The sequence below is a fragment of the Aquabacterium sp. UBA2148 genome (assembly GCF_002328915.1).
Lineage (GTDB): Bacteria > Pseudomonadota > Gammaproteobacteria > Burkholderiales > Burkholderiaceae_C > Aquabacterium > Aquabacterium parvum.
In genome coordinates, this window is sequence record NZ_DCXA01000118.1 from 8109 (window position 1) to 21497 (window position 13389).

Sequence of the window (13389 nt, forward strand, 5' to 3'; positions counted from 1 at the left end):
GTTCCCCGATGCCTACCGAGCCATGAACGTGCAGCACCTGGCCTCGGGCTACCGCCGCATGGTCGACACGCTCACCGAGCTGGCCGAGCCTTGCGCAGATGGCCAGGCTCCCCGACTGGCCTTGCTCACGCCAGGCCCCTACAACGAGACCTATTTCGAGCAAGCCTACCTGGCGCGTTACCTCGGCCTGCCCTTGGTGGAAGGTGGCGACCTGGTCGTTCGAGACGAGCGCCTCTTCCTCAAGACCGTGCAGGGGCTGGAGCCATTGCACGGTCTGCTGCGCCGCCTGGACGACGACTTCTGCGACCCGCTGGAGCTGCGCTCCGACTCCCACCTGGGCGTGCCAGGCCTGATGCAAGCGGTGCGCGCCGGCCACGTTGTGCTGGCCAACGCGCTGGGCACGGGCTTCCTCGAATCGCCCGCAGTGCATGGCTTCTTGCCAGCGCTGTCCAGGCACCTGCTGGGCGAGGAACTCAGCCTGCCGTCGCTGCCGACCTGGTGGTGCGGCGAAGCCTCGGCCTGGGCCGACATCGCACCCGATCTCGCCAGCCAGGTCATCCGCCCCAGCTACCCCTATGCCGGCACACCCGGCTTTGGCTCTCCGCGCCTGCGCCAGAGTTTCGATGCGGTGCTGGGCCAGACCCTGTCGCAACCCGCCTTGAACAGCTGGCGAGAACGCATCGACCACGACCCGGCCGCCTACACCGTTCAGGGCTTCGTGCCCTATGCACAGGCCCCGGTCTGGCAAGCGGGCCACATCGCCATGCGCGGGGCCTCCTTGCGCGTCTATGCGCTGTCGGATGGCAAGGGCGGTTGGCAGGTGCTGCCCGGTGGCATGACCCGCATCGCCACGCGCGACGCAGGCCCCGTGTCCATGCAATTGGGCGGCAGCTCGATGGACACCTGGGTGCTCACCGAGGACGCGGTCGACACCTTCTCGATGCTGCCCAGCGCTGTGCGCCCGGACGAGCTCGCGCAACGCCAGCGTCCCGTGGCCAGCCGCACCGGCGAGAACCTGTTCTGGATGGGCCGCTACACCGAGCGTGCCGAGCAGCAACTGCGCCTGGTGCAAGGCCTGCTGAGCTTGCAGACCAGCGAAGACGAAGCCGACGAGCACGTGTTGCAAGCGCTCTCTGACCTTGCAGCCCTGAACGGTCTGGTGCCACCCGGCGCGCCGGCTCTGCACAAAGCGCCTCGCGTGTTCGAGCGCGCCGTGCTCGATGCCCTGTCCGACGAACGCGCCACCCAGGGTGCCTTCAGCCTGGGCTACAACCTCGAGGCCCTGTCTCGCTCCTCTCAGTCTCTGCGAGAGCGCCTCTCACCCGCGCATGCTCGGTTGCTGCGCAGCCTGGGGGAAGGTTTTCGCCAGGCCTTGATCCAGGACGTGCCCACTGGGCAGCACCCGGGCTTGCAACAGGCCGATGCGGCCCTGGAGCAATTGGCCATGCAACTGGCTGCGGTCACCGGCGCGCAGACCGACCGCATGACCCGCGACGTCGGCTGGCGCCTGTTGACGGTGGGCCGACTGATCGAGCGCCTGGTGGGTTACACCGCCTTCCTGCGCGCCTTTTGGGTCCACCGCGCCTTGTCGCAAGCGCAAGGCTTCGACCAGCTGCTCGACATCTTCGACAGCGCCATCACCTTCCGTGCTCGCTTCCAGCGTCGGCTGGAGGTGCCTGCGTTGCTGGCCTTGCTCGTGCACGACGAAACCAACCCAAGGGCGCTGGCCTGCGTGCTGCGCCGTTTGCGCACAGAGTTGGGCAAGCTGCCCGATCGCACGGGCTTGCACGATGACCTGCTCGCGTTGCTGCCCCACCAGGGCGTTGGTGTCGAACTGGAGCTGCTCTGTGATCCGAAAGAGGGGCACGCCCGCGTGCTGGCCCTGTGCGATCGCCTGCTGGATGCCGGTTGGCGCCTCTCGGACGAGATCGCCCGCCAGTACTTCGTGCACGCCGAGCCCAACGACTCCATGGTGAGTGCATGAGCCTGCTTGAGCTGCCCGTGTCGACCCCCGAGGTCGGCAGCGCCCGGCTGTCGGTCGAGCACGAAACCCTCTACCACTACGACCACCCGGTGGAGCAATCGCAGCACATCGCCTGCTTGCGTCCCCTGTCCGATGGGGGGCAACGACTGCTCTCGTTCGACATGGTGGTCGAGCCCACGCCGGCCCAACACAGCGTCAGGCGAGACAGCCATGGCAACAGCCGTGCCTACTTTGCGATGCACGCGGCGCACGCCGAGTTGCGCGTGCTGGCGCGCAGCGAGGTCGAGGTGCGACACCGTTACCAGGCGCTGGCCCCTGATCAGGGGCCCACTTGCGGCGACGTGAAAGAGCGGCTGGCCTACTGCGCTCACGCACCCTTTGAAGCCGCCAGCGAATACCTCTACGCATCGCCGTTCGTGCCGCTTCACCCCGAGCTGCGTGCCTACGCTGGTGCGTCCTTGCGCGACGATCGTCCTTTGGCCGAGTCGGTCATCGAGCTGATGCAGCGCATCCACCGCGACTTCACCTACGCGCCAGCGTCCACCGACATCTCCACCCCCATCCTGGAGGTGTTCGCGCGTCGCCGGGGCGTCTGCCAGGACTTCGCCCACCTCATGCTGGGCTGCCTGCGCGCCAGTGGGCTGGCCGCCCGCTATGTGAGTGGCTATCTCCTGACCTTGCCGCCGCCAGGGCAAGTGGCCCTGGTGGGCGCCGACGCTTCGCATGCCTGGCTCAGTGTCTGGGTGCCCGGGCTGGGGCTGCCTGGCTCGGATGACTGGCTGGACCTCGACCCGACGAACGATTGCGTGCCGGGCGTGCACCACGTTCGGGTGGCCCATGGCCGCGATTTTGGTGATGTCACCCCGCTGCGAGGTGTCATCCGAGGTGGCGGGCACCACACCCTGGATGTGCGCGTGACCACCCGTTTGCAGCGTGCCTCCTGAGCCGATTTGGCGGTTTTTGTCCCCCTTTGTCAGTTCAGCGAGCCCAAGGCACCCGACTTGGGGATGTGTGACGTGACGCACTGAATTACATATAGACTTTCCGGATACCAAAATCATGAGGACGAATGTGAACGCCTTTCACAAACTCATCTTGCTTGCTGCCTGGTTGGGCATGCACGCGGTCGCTCACGCTCAGGCCGATCTGGGCCCAGGTTCGCGTCCCATCGGCGCGGGCAACCTTCGTGGCGGGATGTCCTACGCCCAGGAGCCGGGCTCCTTCTACAGAGACCAGGGCTTTTTCATCGGCTGGGGCAACAGCCCCGTCTCGCCATCCGACCGGTTCACCGACATCGTCGGGCAGGTCGGTTCGGTCTGGCAGTCTTCGTCGGGCCTGACGCCCTACCTCTTCACCGCGGTCGAGTTGTATTCGGCGGGCAGCAGTGGTCCCGTGAACACCTACTCGTTCGACCCGGGCAGCGCGCGCTTGAATTTCACCTTCTCGCACTTGCTCGAGGGTGCGTACACGCTTCGCTTCATCGGCCATTCCGTGGACAACCCGGACGGCTTCTGGCCCGTCAATGAGTGGGCCTATTCGTTCAGCGCCGTGGCTTCGCCGGCACCTGAAGCCTCGCAGCTTGCCTTGTCCGCAATGGGCCTGGCGGCTGCCGTCCTGTGGAGCCGCCGTCGACAGCCGGGCCGCGCTCAAGCTTGACGAGTTCGCCCCTGGCGATCCGGCACAAGGCACCTCACGGTGCCTTTTTTTTGGGCAGCCTGGCTGGCGTCACCCGGCTGCCTGTGGCGCGCGCATCACACATTGGCTCCTCGTGGGTGAACATGTTGGTGCGTAACACCGTGGGCGCATCCACTTTGACCCGATGGCTTGCACCAGTCTCAGTCGGTGGTGCACCATGGTGCGGCATCCAGGGCAACGTGGCTGGCCTGTGGGGTTCTGTCTTGGTGCAAGTTTTGCGGGCTGGCACGGTTAGTGCATTGGCTTGCTCACCGCTGTTTCTGAAAGCCCCAAGAGGGTCACCCGATGCGATTCTTCGACGAGATGCACGCCAGCAGCGCCGGCGCCGACAAGCAGGTGCGCGACCATTACCAGACCTACGAACGCTGGCTTGGCCGTCAGCCGCAGGAGCTGATGTCCTCCCGGCGCGACGAAGCCGAGATGATCTTCCGCCGCGTGGGCATCACCTTCGCGGTTTACGGTGACAAGGACGAGGATGGTTCGGGCACCGAACGCCTCATTCCCTTCGACCTGATCCCTCGCATCATCCCCAGCCACGAGTGGAAGGAGATGGAAAAGGGCCTCAAGCAACGCGTCACCGCGCTCAACCGATTCCTGGACGACATCTACCACGACCAGGAAATCCTCAAGGCTGGCGTCATCCCCTCGGAGCCGGTGCTCAACAACGCCCAGTTCCGCAAGGAAATGATGGGCGTGAACGTGCCCGGCGGCATCTACTCCATCATCTCGGGCATCGACATCGTGCGAGCCTGCAACCCCGATGGCAGCGGCACCTACTACGTGCTGGAAGACAACCTGCGGGTACCTTCCGGCGTGAGCTACATGCTCGAGAACCGCAAAATGATGATGCGGCTCTTCCCCGAGCTGTTCGCCGAGCACCGCATCGCGCCCGTGGCGCATTACCCCGACTTGCTGCTCGACACGCTGCGAGCGCTGGCGCCCGCCTCGGTCAACGAGCCCACGGCGGTGGTGCTCACCCCCGGCATGTACAACTCGGCCTATTTCGAGCATGCCTTCCTGGCTCAGCAAATGGGGATCGAGCTGGTCGAGGGCAAGGATCTCTTCGTCAAGGACGACTTCGTCTACATGCGCACCACGCGCGGCCCGCAGCGCGTGGACGTCATCTACCGCCGCGTCGACGACGACTTCATGGACCCGGAGGTCTTCCGCAAGGATTCGACCTTGGGCGTCGCGGGGCTCTTGCGCGCCTACCGCGCCGGCAACGTGACCCTGGCCAACGCCTTCGGCACCGGCATTGCCGACGACAAGTCGATCTACCCCTACGTGCCCAAGATGATCGAGTTCTACCTCGGTGAAAAGCCCATCTTGCAGAACGTGCCCACCTACATCTGCCGCGACAAGGCCGACCTGCAGTACACGCTCGACCACCTGGCTGAGCTGGTCGTCAAGGAGGTGCACGGCGCCGGCGGCTACGGCATGCTGGTCGGGCCGGCTTCCACCAAGGCCCAGATCGAGGACTTCCGCAAGGCTTTGCTGGCCAACCCGAGCAACTACATTGCTCAGCCCACGCTGTCGCTGTCGACCTGCCCGACGTTCGTGGAAAGCGGCATCGCGCCACGTCACATCGACCTGCGCCCCTTCGTGCTCTCCGGCAAGACCGTGCAGATGGTGCCCGGTGGCCTGACACGCGTGGCCCTCAAAGAAGGCTCGCTGGTGGTCAACAGCTCGCAGGGCGGTGGCACCAAGGACACCTGGGTTCTGGAAAGCTGAAGGAGGCCTGGCCATGCTCAACGAACGCATCGAAGACCACCTGCCCACGCAATTGATCGAGACCGAAACCGGGGCCTTGCGAGCAGCAAGCGCCTCGCACCTGGAGACCAAGCCCATGCTGTCGCGCACCGCCGACCACCTCTTCTGGATGGCCCGTTACATGGAGCGCGCCGAAAACACCGCGCGCCTGCTCGACGTCAACTACCAGACCTCGCTGCTGCCACAGTCGAGCGAGTCGGCCCTGCAGGGCTGGCAAGGTCTGCTCAGCATCAGCGAGCTGATGCAGGAGTATCGGAACAAGCACGACGAGGTCAATGCGCGTGACGTCATGACGTTCATGGTCACCGACGCTGGCAACCCGTCGAGCATCCTCAATTGCTTGCGTGCGGCCCGTGAAAATGCCCGCGCGGTGCGTGGGGCCCTGACCACCGAGGTCTGGGAGACCATGAACCAGACCTGGCTCGAGTTCAATCGCCTCATCAAGTCGGGGGCGCTGGCCAAGGACCCTGCCGAGCTGTTCGAGTGGGTGAAGTTCCGTTCGCACCTCTCGCGCGGCGTGACGCTGGGCACCATGCTGCAGGACGAGTCCTTCCACTTCCAGCGCATCGGCACCTTCCTGGAGCGCGCAGACAACACGGCCCGCCTCCTCGACGTGAAGTTCCACGCGCGCAACACCGAGTTCTTCGGCTCGGGCGCGGGCAACGAGGGCAAGGAGGTCGACTTCTATCACTGGTCGGCCGTGCTGCGTTCGGTCTCGGCCTTCGAGGTCTACCGCAAGGTCTACCGCAACGTCATCCGCCCCGAGAAAGTGGCCGAGTTGCTGATCCTGCGCGCCGAGATGCCGCGCTCGCTCGTCTACTGCATGGACGAGGTGGTGAGCAACCTGCGCGCCGTGGCCAACGACCACAGCCACGAGACCCTGCGCCGCGCGGGCCGCCTGCGCGCCGACCTGCAGTTCAGCCGCATCGACGAGATCGTGGCCACCGGCCTGCACGCCTACCTCACGCAGTTCCTCGACCGCGTGGGCGATTTGGGCTACGGCATCAGCCGCGACTTCCTCATGCCGGCTTGAGGTTTGTCGCAGGGCGGCCTCTCGGGCCTCGCAGGGGCATCAAACCGAGTAGGCCGTCATCCGAAGCATGCGCAGGATCACGCCGATCGGCGTGGTCTCGTTGAGCACGAAGCGGGGCAGCTCCAGGATGTTTGCCTGTCGGGTGCCCACCGCAGAATGGGTCGAGACCGCGTTGCGGTAACCCAGCTCGCGCACCAACGCGACATGGCTGGCGTCGTAGTCGATGCCTGGCTTGCCGTTGGGGTAGGCGAACGAGACCAGTGGCTTGTTGATCAGACCCGAGAGGGTTTGGCGGTTGGCAACGATTTCCTCTCGCGCCGCTTCCGGGCTCAGCTTCGAGAGGATGACATGGTGGGCTGTGTGCCCGCCGATGCCCATGCCGCTGCGCGACATCGCGCGCACCTGCTCGTCGGTCATCATGAGCGAGCGCGGAGCGTTCGCGCCGAGCGTGTCAAGCAGCCGTTCGGACAACTGCTGGCGCTGCAAGGGCGGCAGGTATTTCATGGCACCCATGAGGTGCTGGACGGCGGCCACGCGCGAGGCCATGTCGCTGATGGGCAGGCGCTCGAGCCCGTCGATGCCCAGGTCCAGGATGCCGGTGGGGGCGTGCCGGATGGTCTCGATCAGCACGTCATGGAAGATCATCCCGCCATTGAGGTAGCTGCTGGCGACGTAGAACGTGGCTGTGAGCCCATGGCGCTGCAGCAGGGGCAGGGCCAGGTCATGGTTGTCGCGGTAGCCGTCGTCGAAGGTGATGCAGACAGCACGCGCAGGCAACTTCCCCGCGGCCAACATCTCCGCGGCTTCGTCCAGGGGCAGCACCTTGAAAAACTGGCGCAGCGTGCGGAACTGGGTGTCCATCACCCGTGCCAGGTGAATCTCACCTTGCAGCGGGTCCGGGCGATCGAGCACCCGGTGGTACATGAGGATGGGCAGCGCCGCCTGGGGGCCGCCCGCCAGTTTGCTCGGAGAAAACACGTTTGCGGCCACCTTCTCCCCGTGTCAGGCCCAGCAGCCAAATGCCAGCGAAGCTCCGAGGTACCCGGGGCTCTGTGCAGGGGGGCAGGCCCCGAGGGCGCTGGCGTTAGCGTCTGTCGTCAACAACGGGGCTCCCGAACTATTTTGCATAAGGTTACACCTAACCGGTGGGGTCAACTGCCGACGCCGCACGGCTTTTGTTCCCAGCGGGCTGATTCCCCTCAAGCAGAGGGGGGCACGTAACCTTGGACTTGCTCTGCACCTTCTCCGAAGAAGAACTGCTCCATTTGCCGCGCCAGGTACTGGCGGGCGCGGGCGTCGGCCAGGTTCAGGCGGTTTTCGTTGACCAGCATGGTCTGGTGCTTCATCCACAGTTGCCAGGCTTCCTTGCTGACTTCGTTGTAGATGCGCTTGCCCAGCTCACCCGGGTAAGGGGCGAAATCCATGCCTTCGCCGTCTTTCTTGAGGTACGAACATTGGATGGTGCGTGCCATGTGGGGGCCTTTGCTTTCTTGTCTGGTCTGATGAATGGGATGAAGGGGGCGGCGTCTTACTTCAGGTGCTTGACGAGCACCTGCGAGCGGCGGTCCCATTTGTAGGACCGCTTGCGCGCCTCGGGCAGCCAGTCCGGGTCAACCGGCGCGAAGCCGCGCTTGTTGAACCAGTGCATGGTGCGTGTGGTGAGCACGAACAGCGTCTGCAGGCCCATGGCCCGTGCGCGCTGCTCGATGCGTTTGAGGATGCGTTCGCCGTCACCCTGGCCTTGCACGCTGGGCGAGATGGTGAGTGCGGCCATCTCGGCGGTGCCGGCCTCGGGGTAGGGGTAGAGCGCCGCGCAACCGAAGATGACGCCGTCGTGCTCGATCACGGTGTATTGCGCCACGTCGCGCTCGATCTCGGTGCGGCTGCGCTTGACAAGCGTGCCGTCCTGCTCGAAAGGCTCGATCAGTTGCAGGATGCCGCCGACGTCATCGGGCGTGGCCTCGCGCAGGCTCTCGAGTTTTTCGTCGACGATCATGGTGCCCACGCCGTCGTGCGTGAACACCTCCATCAGCAAGGCGCCATCGACCTTGAAGGGGATGATGTGCACGCGCTCGACCCCGCCTTCGCTGGCCTTGACGGCGTGCTGCAGGTAGAAGGCCGTGTCGGTGGGTTCGGTGGGGTTGGGCAGCGCTGCCAGCAGGCGTTTGGCTTCCGCCAGGGCCAGCTCCTGATCGATCTCGGCGTCCGGGTCGTTGTGGTGTCGCGCCTCGAGTGCATCGGCCTGCACCGGGTCCTGCACGATGGCCTGCAGGATGCCGCGCACTTCGGTCACGAAGATGAGCTTGTCGGCCTGCAGGGCGATGGCCGCGCAGGTGGCCACGTCTTCCATGCTCAGGTTGAAGGCCTCGCCGGTGTGCGAAAAGCCAAAGGGCGAGAGCATGACCAGCGAGCCGGTGTCGATGGCGCGGCGAATGGCCATCGCGTCGATCTTGCGCACCAGCCCGGTGTGCTTGAAGTCCACGCCGTCGACGATGCCGACGGGGCGGGCGGTGATGAAGTTGCCCGAAATCAGGCTGATGGCCGCGCCCGCCATCGGGGTGTTGGGCAGCCCCAGCGAGAAGGCGGCCTCGATTTCATAGCGCAACTGACCGGCGGCTTCCTGGGCGCAGTCCAGGGCCACTTCGTCGGTGATGCGCATGCCGTGGCTGAAGCGAGACTCCTGACCCTTGGCGCGCAACTGCTCTTCGAGCTGCGGGCGAAAGCCATGAGCCAGCACGACCTTGATGCCCATGGCGTGCATGAGTGCGAGGTCTTGCACGAAGCTGGCGAGTTTGCCGGCGGCGATCAGCTCACCGGAGAGGCCGACCACGAAGGTCTTGCCCCGGTGGGCGTGGATGTGCGGCGCCACCGAGCGAAACCAGGGCACAAACAAATGGGGAAAGACAAGGTCCATGGCGGGCGAGGGCAAGCGGACGCTCGCGGGGCGCTTGAGCGTGACAGGTCCAATGTTAGCGGTTTCGGGGATTGGACCGATGGGCTGGGTGTGATTGTCATGGAAGTGTCAAAATAGCGGGTTACCCGCGTTGCTGCCCAGAGGTGTTGCCGTGTCCGATAAAACCCATGTTGTGCTGACTTGGCTCGTGGCCCTGTTGGCCGTGACCGCGACGGCCGTGGGCGTCGTCTGGCCGAGCCTGGGCGACTGGTTTGCCGTCGAGAACGGCCCGGTCGAATCCCTTTCGGTGATTGTCTGGTTCATTGCGGGGGGCTGTCTGCTGCTCATGCATCGTCCCGCGCCTGGTGCTGCCTTGGCTCTGGCGATTGTTTGCGCCTGCCTTGCCATCCGCGAGCATGGCGTCCCGGCTGAACTCATTCCCAGCGGCAAGGCCCTGATGCGTCTGGCGCACTATTTCGATCCCTCTGTGCATTGGTCGCGCCGCCTCACCGAGGCCGTGGCCGTGGTGGGCTGCCTGCTCTCGGGCATTGTCGCGTGCTGGCACCTCCTGGTTTTCATGTGGTGGCGCCAGGGGTGGCGCAACCCGGTCGGCAGGTTGCTGATGGGGGCTTTCGCTGCACTTGCCATCTCTCAGGTGATGGACCACTGGTTTGGCGAAGACGTGCTCTACGAAGAGATCCTGGAGTGCGTGGCCGCCTTGCTGGTGCTGGTGGCGGTGCAGGCCTTGCACCAGCGGCACCTGGAAGCGGCCGCTGCGGCGGAGCTCCGTGACGCCCTGCCGGAGCCCTGTTCGCGCAGTTCCTGAACGGCGCTCAAGCAGGGGCTCTTCGGGCGCTCAAAGCACGGGCCTCCGAGTGAACCAGGGCTGGGCCGCTTCCAGTTGAAAAGCGAGTTGCAGCAGCTTGAATTCCGAGTCGAGCGCTCCGGTGAACTGAACACCCAGTGGCAAGCCCTCCGGTGTCCAGTGCAGTGGCACCGACATGGCCGGGCGACCCGTGATGTTGGCCAGCTGGGTGTAAGGCGTCCAGGCCAGGTTCTGGATGGTGACCTGCTTGAACTGCGGGGTGTGGCGCAAGAGGCCAGACAGCTTCAAGGCCGACACCAACTCGTTGATGAGCTGCAGGCTGCGCGGCGTGGCCATTTCTCCGATGCGGATGGGCGGGGCACTGAGCGTTGGGCTCAGCCAGAAATCGAAGCGCTGTTGAAAGCGCGCCAGGGCGTGCACGTGTTCGTTCCAGCGGCCCTGGCTGCGCACCAGCTCGGGTCCGCCCACGCTGCGGCCCACGGAGGCCATGGCGCGGGTGTCGGGCTCGAAGTCGCCGGGGCTGGCGCCATGGCGTTCGATGATGTCGTCGACGATGGCGGCCTGGCAGGCGAACCAGCTCAGCAGGAAGTCTTGTGACAGTTGCACCCCGTCGATGGCGGGTGCGGCTTCTTCAACGTGGTGGCCCAGCGATTCGAGCAGGCGGGCGGCCTGTTCCACCGCCTTGCGCGCCTCGGGGTGCACCTCGGTGCCCAGCGGCGAGGCCGACGAGAAACCGATGCGCAGCGGGCGCAGGGGCTCGCTGGCGGCTTCCAGGTAAGAGCGCGGCGGCGCAGGCATGAAGTAGGGGGCGTGGGGCTCGGGGCCTTGCAGCACGTCCAGCGATGCGGCCGTGTCACGCACGCTGCGCGAGACCACACCCTGCACCGCTGCGCCGTTCATGCCTTCGCCGAACAGCGGGCCCATGGGGATGCGGCCACGGCCCACTTTCAGTCCGAACAGGCCGCAGCAGGCCGCCGGGATGCGGATGGATCCGCCGCCGTCGTTGGCACCCGCCATGGGCACCACACCTGCAGCGACAGCCGAGGCCGAGCCGCCCGAGGATCCCCCCGGCGTGCGCGAAAGGTCCCAAGGGTTGCGGGTGGGGCCGCCAGCCAGCGGCTCGGTGACGTTGCGCGCGCCGAACTCGGGGGTGTTGGTCTGGCCAATGAAGACCAGGCCGGCCTCGCGCCAGCGGCGCGCCACGTCGGAGTCGAGCTCGGCCTTGACGTTCTGCATCGAGCGGCTGCCGCTGCCCATGGGCCAGCCGGCCACCTCCTGGAACAGGTCTTTGAGCAGAAAGGGCACGCCGGCAAAGGGACGGGCCGGGTCCACGGGCTGCTGCAGCTGGCGGCGGTGCTCTTCGTCCATGCGGCGCACCAGCGCGTTGAGCTTCGGTTGAACCGCGTCGACCCGCGAGAGCGCCGCTGCCACCAGCTCGGAGGGTTGGACCTCGCCACGGCGGACCAGTTCGGCCAGGCCCAGGGCGTCGTGCTGCACGTACTCTTCGAACTTCATGAGGGGTGTTTCGGGTCTGCGGGAAAGGCATGAGCGTGCCGCGTGCCTGTCATGCCGGCACCCCGTGCTTTCCCCAGCCGACCCGTCAAGCCGATAATGGCGGACTTTGCCTGTCTGCCCCTCGAGCGTGCTGCCACCGTGAGCCAAGCCACCCTGAATTTTCCTGAATCCTTGCCCGTCAGCGGCAAGCGCCACGAGATCGAAGCCGCCCTGCGTGAGCACCAGGTGGTCATCGTCTGTGGCGAAACCGGTTCGGGCAAGACCACGCAGCTGCCCAAGATCGCCATGGCCCTGGGCCGGGGCGGATGGGGCCAGCCGCGCGAGCACGGCAAGCGCCCCAAGCTGATCGGCCACACCCAGCCGCGCCGCATCGCGGCTTCGAGCGTGGCCAAGCGCATCGCCGAAGAGCTGAACACGCCCCTGGGCGACGTGGTGGGCTACAAGATCCGCTTCCAGGACCGGCTGCAGCCTGGCGCCAGCGTCAAGCTGATGACCGACGGCATCTTGCTGGCCGAAACGCAGGGCGACCCGGACCTCAAGGCCTACGACACGATCATCATCGACGAGGCCCACGAACGCAGCCTGAACATCGACTTCCTGCTGGGCTACCTGCGTCAGTTGCTGCCGCGCCGGCCCGATCTGAAGATCATCGTCACCTCGGCGACCATCGATGCCGACCGGTTCGCCAAGCATTTCGAATCCGCCAAAGGACCGGCGCCGATCATCCTGGTGTCGGGGCGGCTGTACCCGGTCGAGCAACGCTACCGGCCTTTCGAGGAAAGCCGCGAGTACGGGCTGAACGAGGCCATCGCCGATGGCGTGGACGAGCTGTGGCGCGAGGGCTCCGGCGACATCCTCGTCTTCCTGCCTGGTGAGCGCGAGATCCGCGAAGCGGCCGACCACCTGCGCAAGCACCTGGCCAATGGCCGCGTCGTGGCCGAGGTGCTGCCGCTGTTTGCGCGCTTGAGTCAGCAGGAGCAGGACCGCGTCTTCCAGACGGGCAACGGTCGGCGCATCGTGCTGGCCACCAACGTGGCCGAGACCTCGCTGACGGTCCCGGGCATCCGCTACGTGATCGACAGCGGCAGCGCGCGGGTCAAGCGCTACAGCTTCCGCAACAAGGTCGAGCAGCTGCAGGTCGAGCCCATCAGCCAGGCGGCGGCCAACCAGCGCGCGGGCCGTTGCGGCCGGGTGGCCAACGGCATCTGCATCCGCCTGTACGACGAGAAGGACTTCAACGCGCGGCCCCGCTTCACCGACCCCGAGATCCTGCGCTCGTCGCTGGCCGGCGTGATCTTGCGGATGAAGTCGCTGCACCTGGGGCACGTGGAGGACTTCCCCTTCATCGAGCCACCGCTGCGCAAGGCCATCGCCGACGGTTATCAGTTGCTCAACGAGCTCGGCGCGGTCGACGACGACAACGAGATCACGCCGCTGGGCCAGACGCTGGCGAAGCTGCCTCTTGACCCGCGTGTGGGTCGCATGATTTTGGAGGCCAAGGACCGCCAGGCCCTGGCCGAGGTGCTGGTGATCGCCGCGTCTTTGAGCGTGCAGGACGTGCGCGACCGGCCCATCGACCAGCAGCAGCAGGCCGACACCAAGCACAAGCAGTTCGACGACGAGAAGTCGGAGTTCATGGGCACGCTCAAGCTGTGGAAGTGGCTGGACGAGTC

At 65.9% G+C, this 13389-nt stretch carries 11 protein-coding genes; 7 read left to right on the plus strand and 4 right to left on the minus strand.

Going from position 1 to position 13389, the window contains the following annotated elements:
- The 5 genes from B2W70_RS06430 to B2W70_RS06450 form a co-directional block, all read left to right on the plus strand.
- A partial coding sequence (locus tag B2W70_RS06430; RefSeq protein ID WP_286743960.1) for a circularly permuted type 2 ATP-grasp protein occupies positions 1 to 1984 on the plus strand: 1984 nt, incomplete at its 5' end.
- Positions 1981 to 2928 carry a transglutaminase family protein gene (locus B2W70_RS06435; RefSeq protein WP_286743962.1) on the plus strand — a complete coding sequence of 316 codons (948 nt, stop codon included), beginning with the start codon at positions 1981 to 1983 and terminating at the stop codon, positions 2926 to 2928. The genes B2W70_RS06430 and B2W70_RS06435, both read left to right, overlap by 4 nt.
- A gap of 127 nt (positions 2929 to 3055) precedes the next feature.
- Positions 3056 to 3640: a hypothetical protein gene (locus B2W70_RS06440; protein ID WP_286743964.1), complete on the plus strand. Its 585-nt coding sequence runs from the start codon at positions 3056 to 3058 to the stop codon at positions 3638 to 3640.
- A gap of 324 nt (positions 3641 to 3964) precedes the next feature.
- Positions 3965 to 5410 (plus strand): circularly permuted type 2 ATP-grasp protein, encoded by a 1446-nt coding sequence (locus B2W70_RS06445; protein WP_058087819.1) that lies wholly within the window; start codon positions 3965 to 3967, stop codon positions 5408 to 5410.
- Positions 5411 to 5525: 115 nt separating this feature from the next.
- Positions 5526 to 6482, plus strand: a complete 957-nt coding sequence (locus tag B2W70_RS06450; RefSeq protein WP_286743979.1) for an alpha-E domain-containing protein — start codon at positions 5526 to 5528, stop codon at positions 6480 to 6482.
- Positions 6483 to 6521: 39 nt separating this feature from the next.
- Here B2W70_RS06450 and B2W70_RS06455 read toward each other — a convergent pair whose 3' ends face one another.
- From B2W70_RS06455 to argA, 3 genes are all read right to left on the minus strand, one after another.
- Positions 6522 to 7460, minus strand: a complete 939-nt coding sequence (locus B2W70_RS06455; protein ID WP_286743966.1) for a polysaccharide deacetylase family protein — start codon at positions 7458 to 7460, stop codon at positions 6522 to 6524.
- Between the two features lie 221 nt (positions 7461 to 7681).
- The gene (locus B2W70_RS06460) at positions 7682 to 7954 is read right to left on the minus strand and encodes an oxidative damage protection protein (protein WP_286743968.1); all 273 of its coding nucleotides are present in this window, start codon (positions 7952 to 7954) and stop codon (positions 7682 to 7684) included.
- Between the two features lie 56 nt (positions 7955 to 8010).
- Positions 8011 to 9396: an amino-acid N-acetyltransferase gene (gene argA, locus B2W70_RS06465; RefSeq protein WP_058087816.1), complete on the minus strand. Its 1386-nt coding sequence runs from the start codon at positions 9394 to 9396 to the stop codon at positions 8011 to 8013.
- Between the two features lie 151 nt (positions 9397 to 9547).
- On the opposite strand from argA, the gene B2W70_RS06470 reads away from it, so the two are divergent.
- Positions 9548 to 10201, plus strand: coding sequence for a hypothetical protein (locus B2W70_RS06470; protein ID WP_286743970.1), 654 nt, complete (start codon positions 9548 to 9550; stop codon positions 10199 to 10201).
- Between the two features lie 30 nt (positions 10202 to 10231).
- On the opposite strand, the gene B2W70_RS06475 is transcribed toward B2W70_RS06470, so the two are convergent.
- Complete coding sequence (locus tag B2W70_RS06475) at positions 10232 to 11716, minus strand: amidase (RefSeq protein WP_286743971.1); 1485 nt, start codon at positions 11714 to 11716, stop codon at positions 10232 to 10234.
- A 96-nt stretch (positions 11717 to 11812) separates the two neighbouring features.
- Here B2W70_RS06475 and hrpA point away from each other — a divergent pair.
- Positions 11813 to 13389: ATP-dependent RNA helicase HrpA (gene hrpA, locus B2W70_RS06480; RefSeq protein WP_286743972.1), on the plus strand; the 1577-nt coding region annotated here is incomplete at its 3' end.

What these genes read in the sequence shown, in the direction of transcription:
- B2W70_RS06435 (WP_286743962.1), top strand. Translation starts at nt 1,981, where the DNA reads ATGAGCCTGCTTGAGCTGCCCGTGTCGACCCCCGAGGTCGGCAGCGCC.
- B2W70_RS06445 (WP_058087819.1), top strand. Translation starts at nt 3,965, where the DNA reads ATGCGATTCTTCGACGAGATGCACGCCAGCAGCGCCGGCGCCGACAAG.
- B2W70_RS06450 (WP_286743979.1), top strand. Translation starts at nt 5,526, where the DNA reads ATGCTGTCGCGCACCGCCGACCACCTCTTCTGGATGGCCCGTTACATG.
- B2W70_RS06460 (WP_286743968.1), bottom strand. Translation starts at nt 7,954, where the DNA reads ATGGCACGCACCATCCAATGTTCGTACCTCAAGAAAGACGGCGAAGGC.
- argA (WP_058087816.1), bottom strand. Translation starts at nt 9,396, where the DNA reads ATGGACCTTGTCTTTCCCCATTTGTTTGTGCCCTGGTTTCGCTCGGTG.
- B2W70_RS06475 (WP_286743971.1), bottom strand. Translation starts at nt 11,716, where the DNA reads ATGAAGTTCGAAGAGTACGTGCAGCACGACGCCCTGGGCCTGGCCGAA.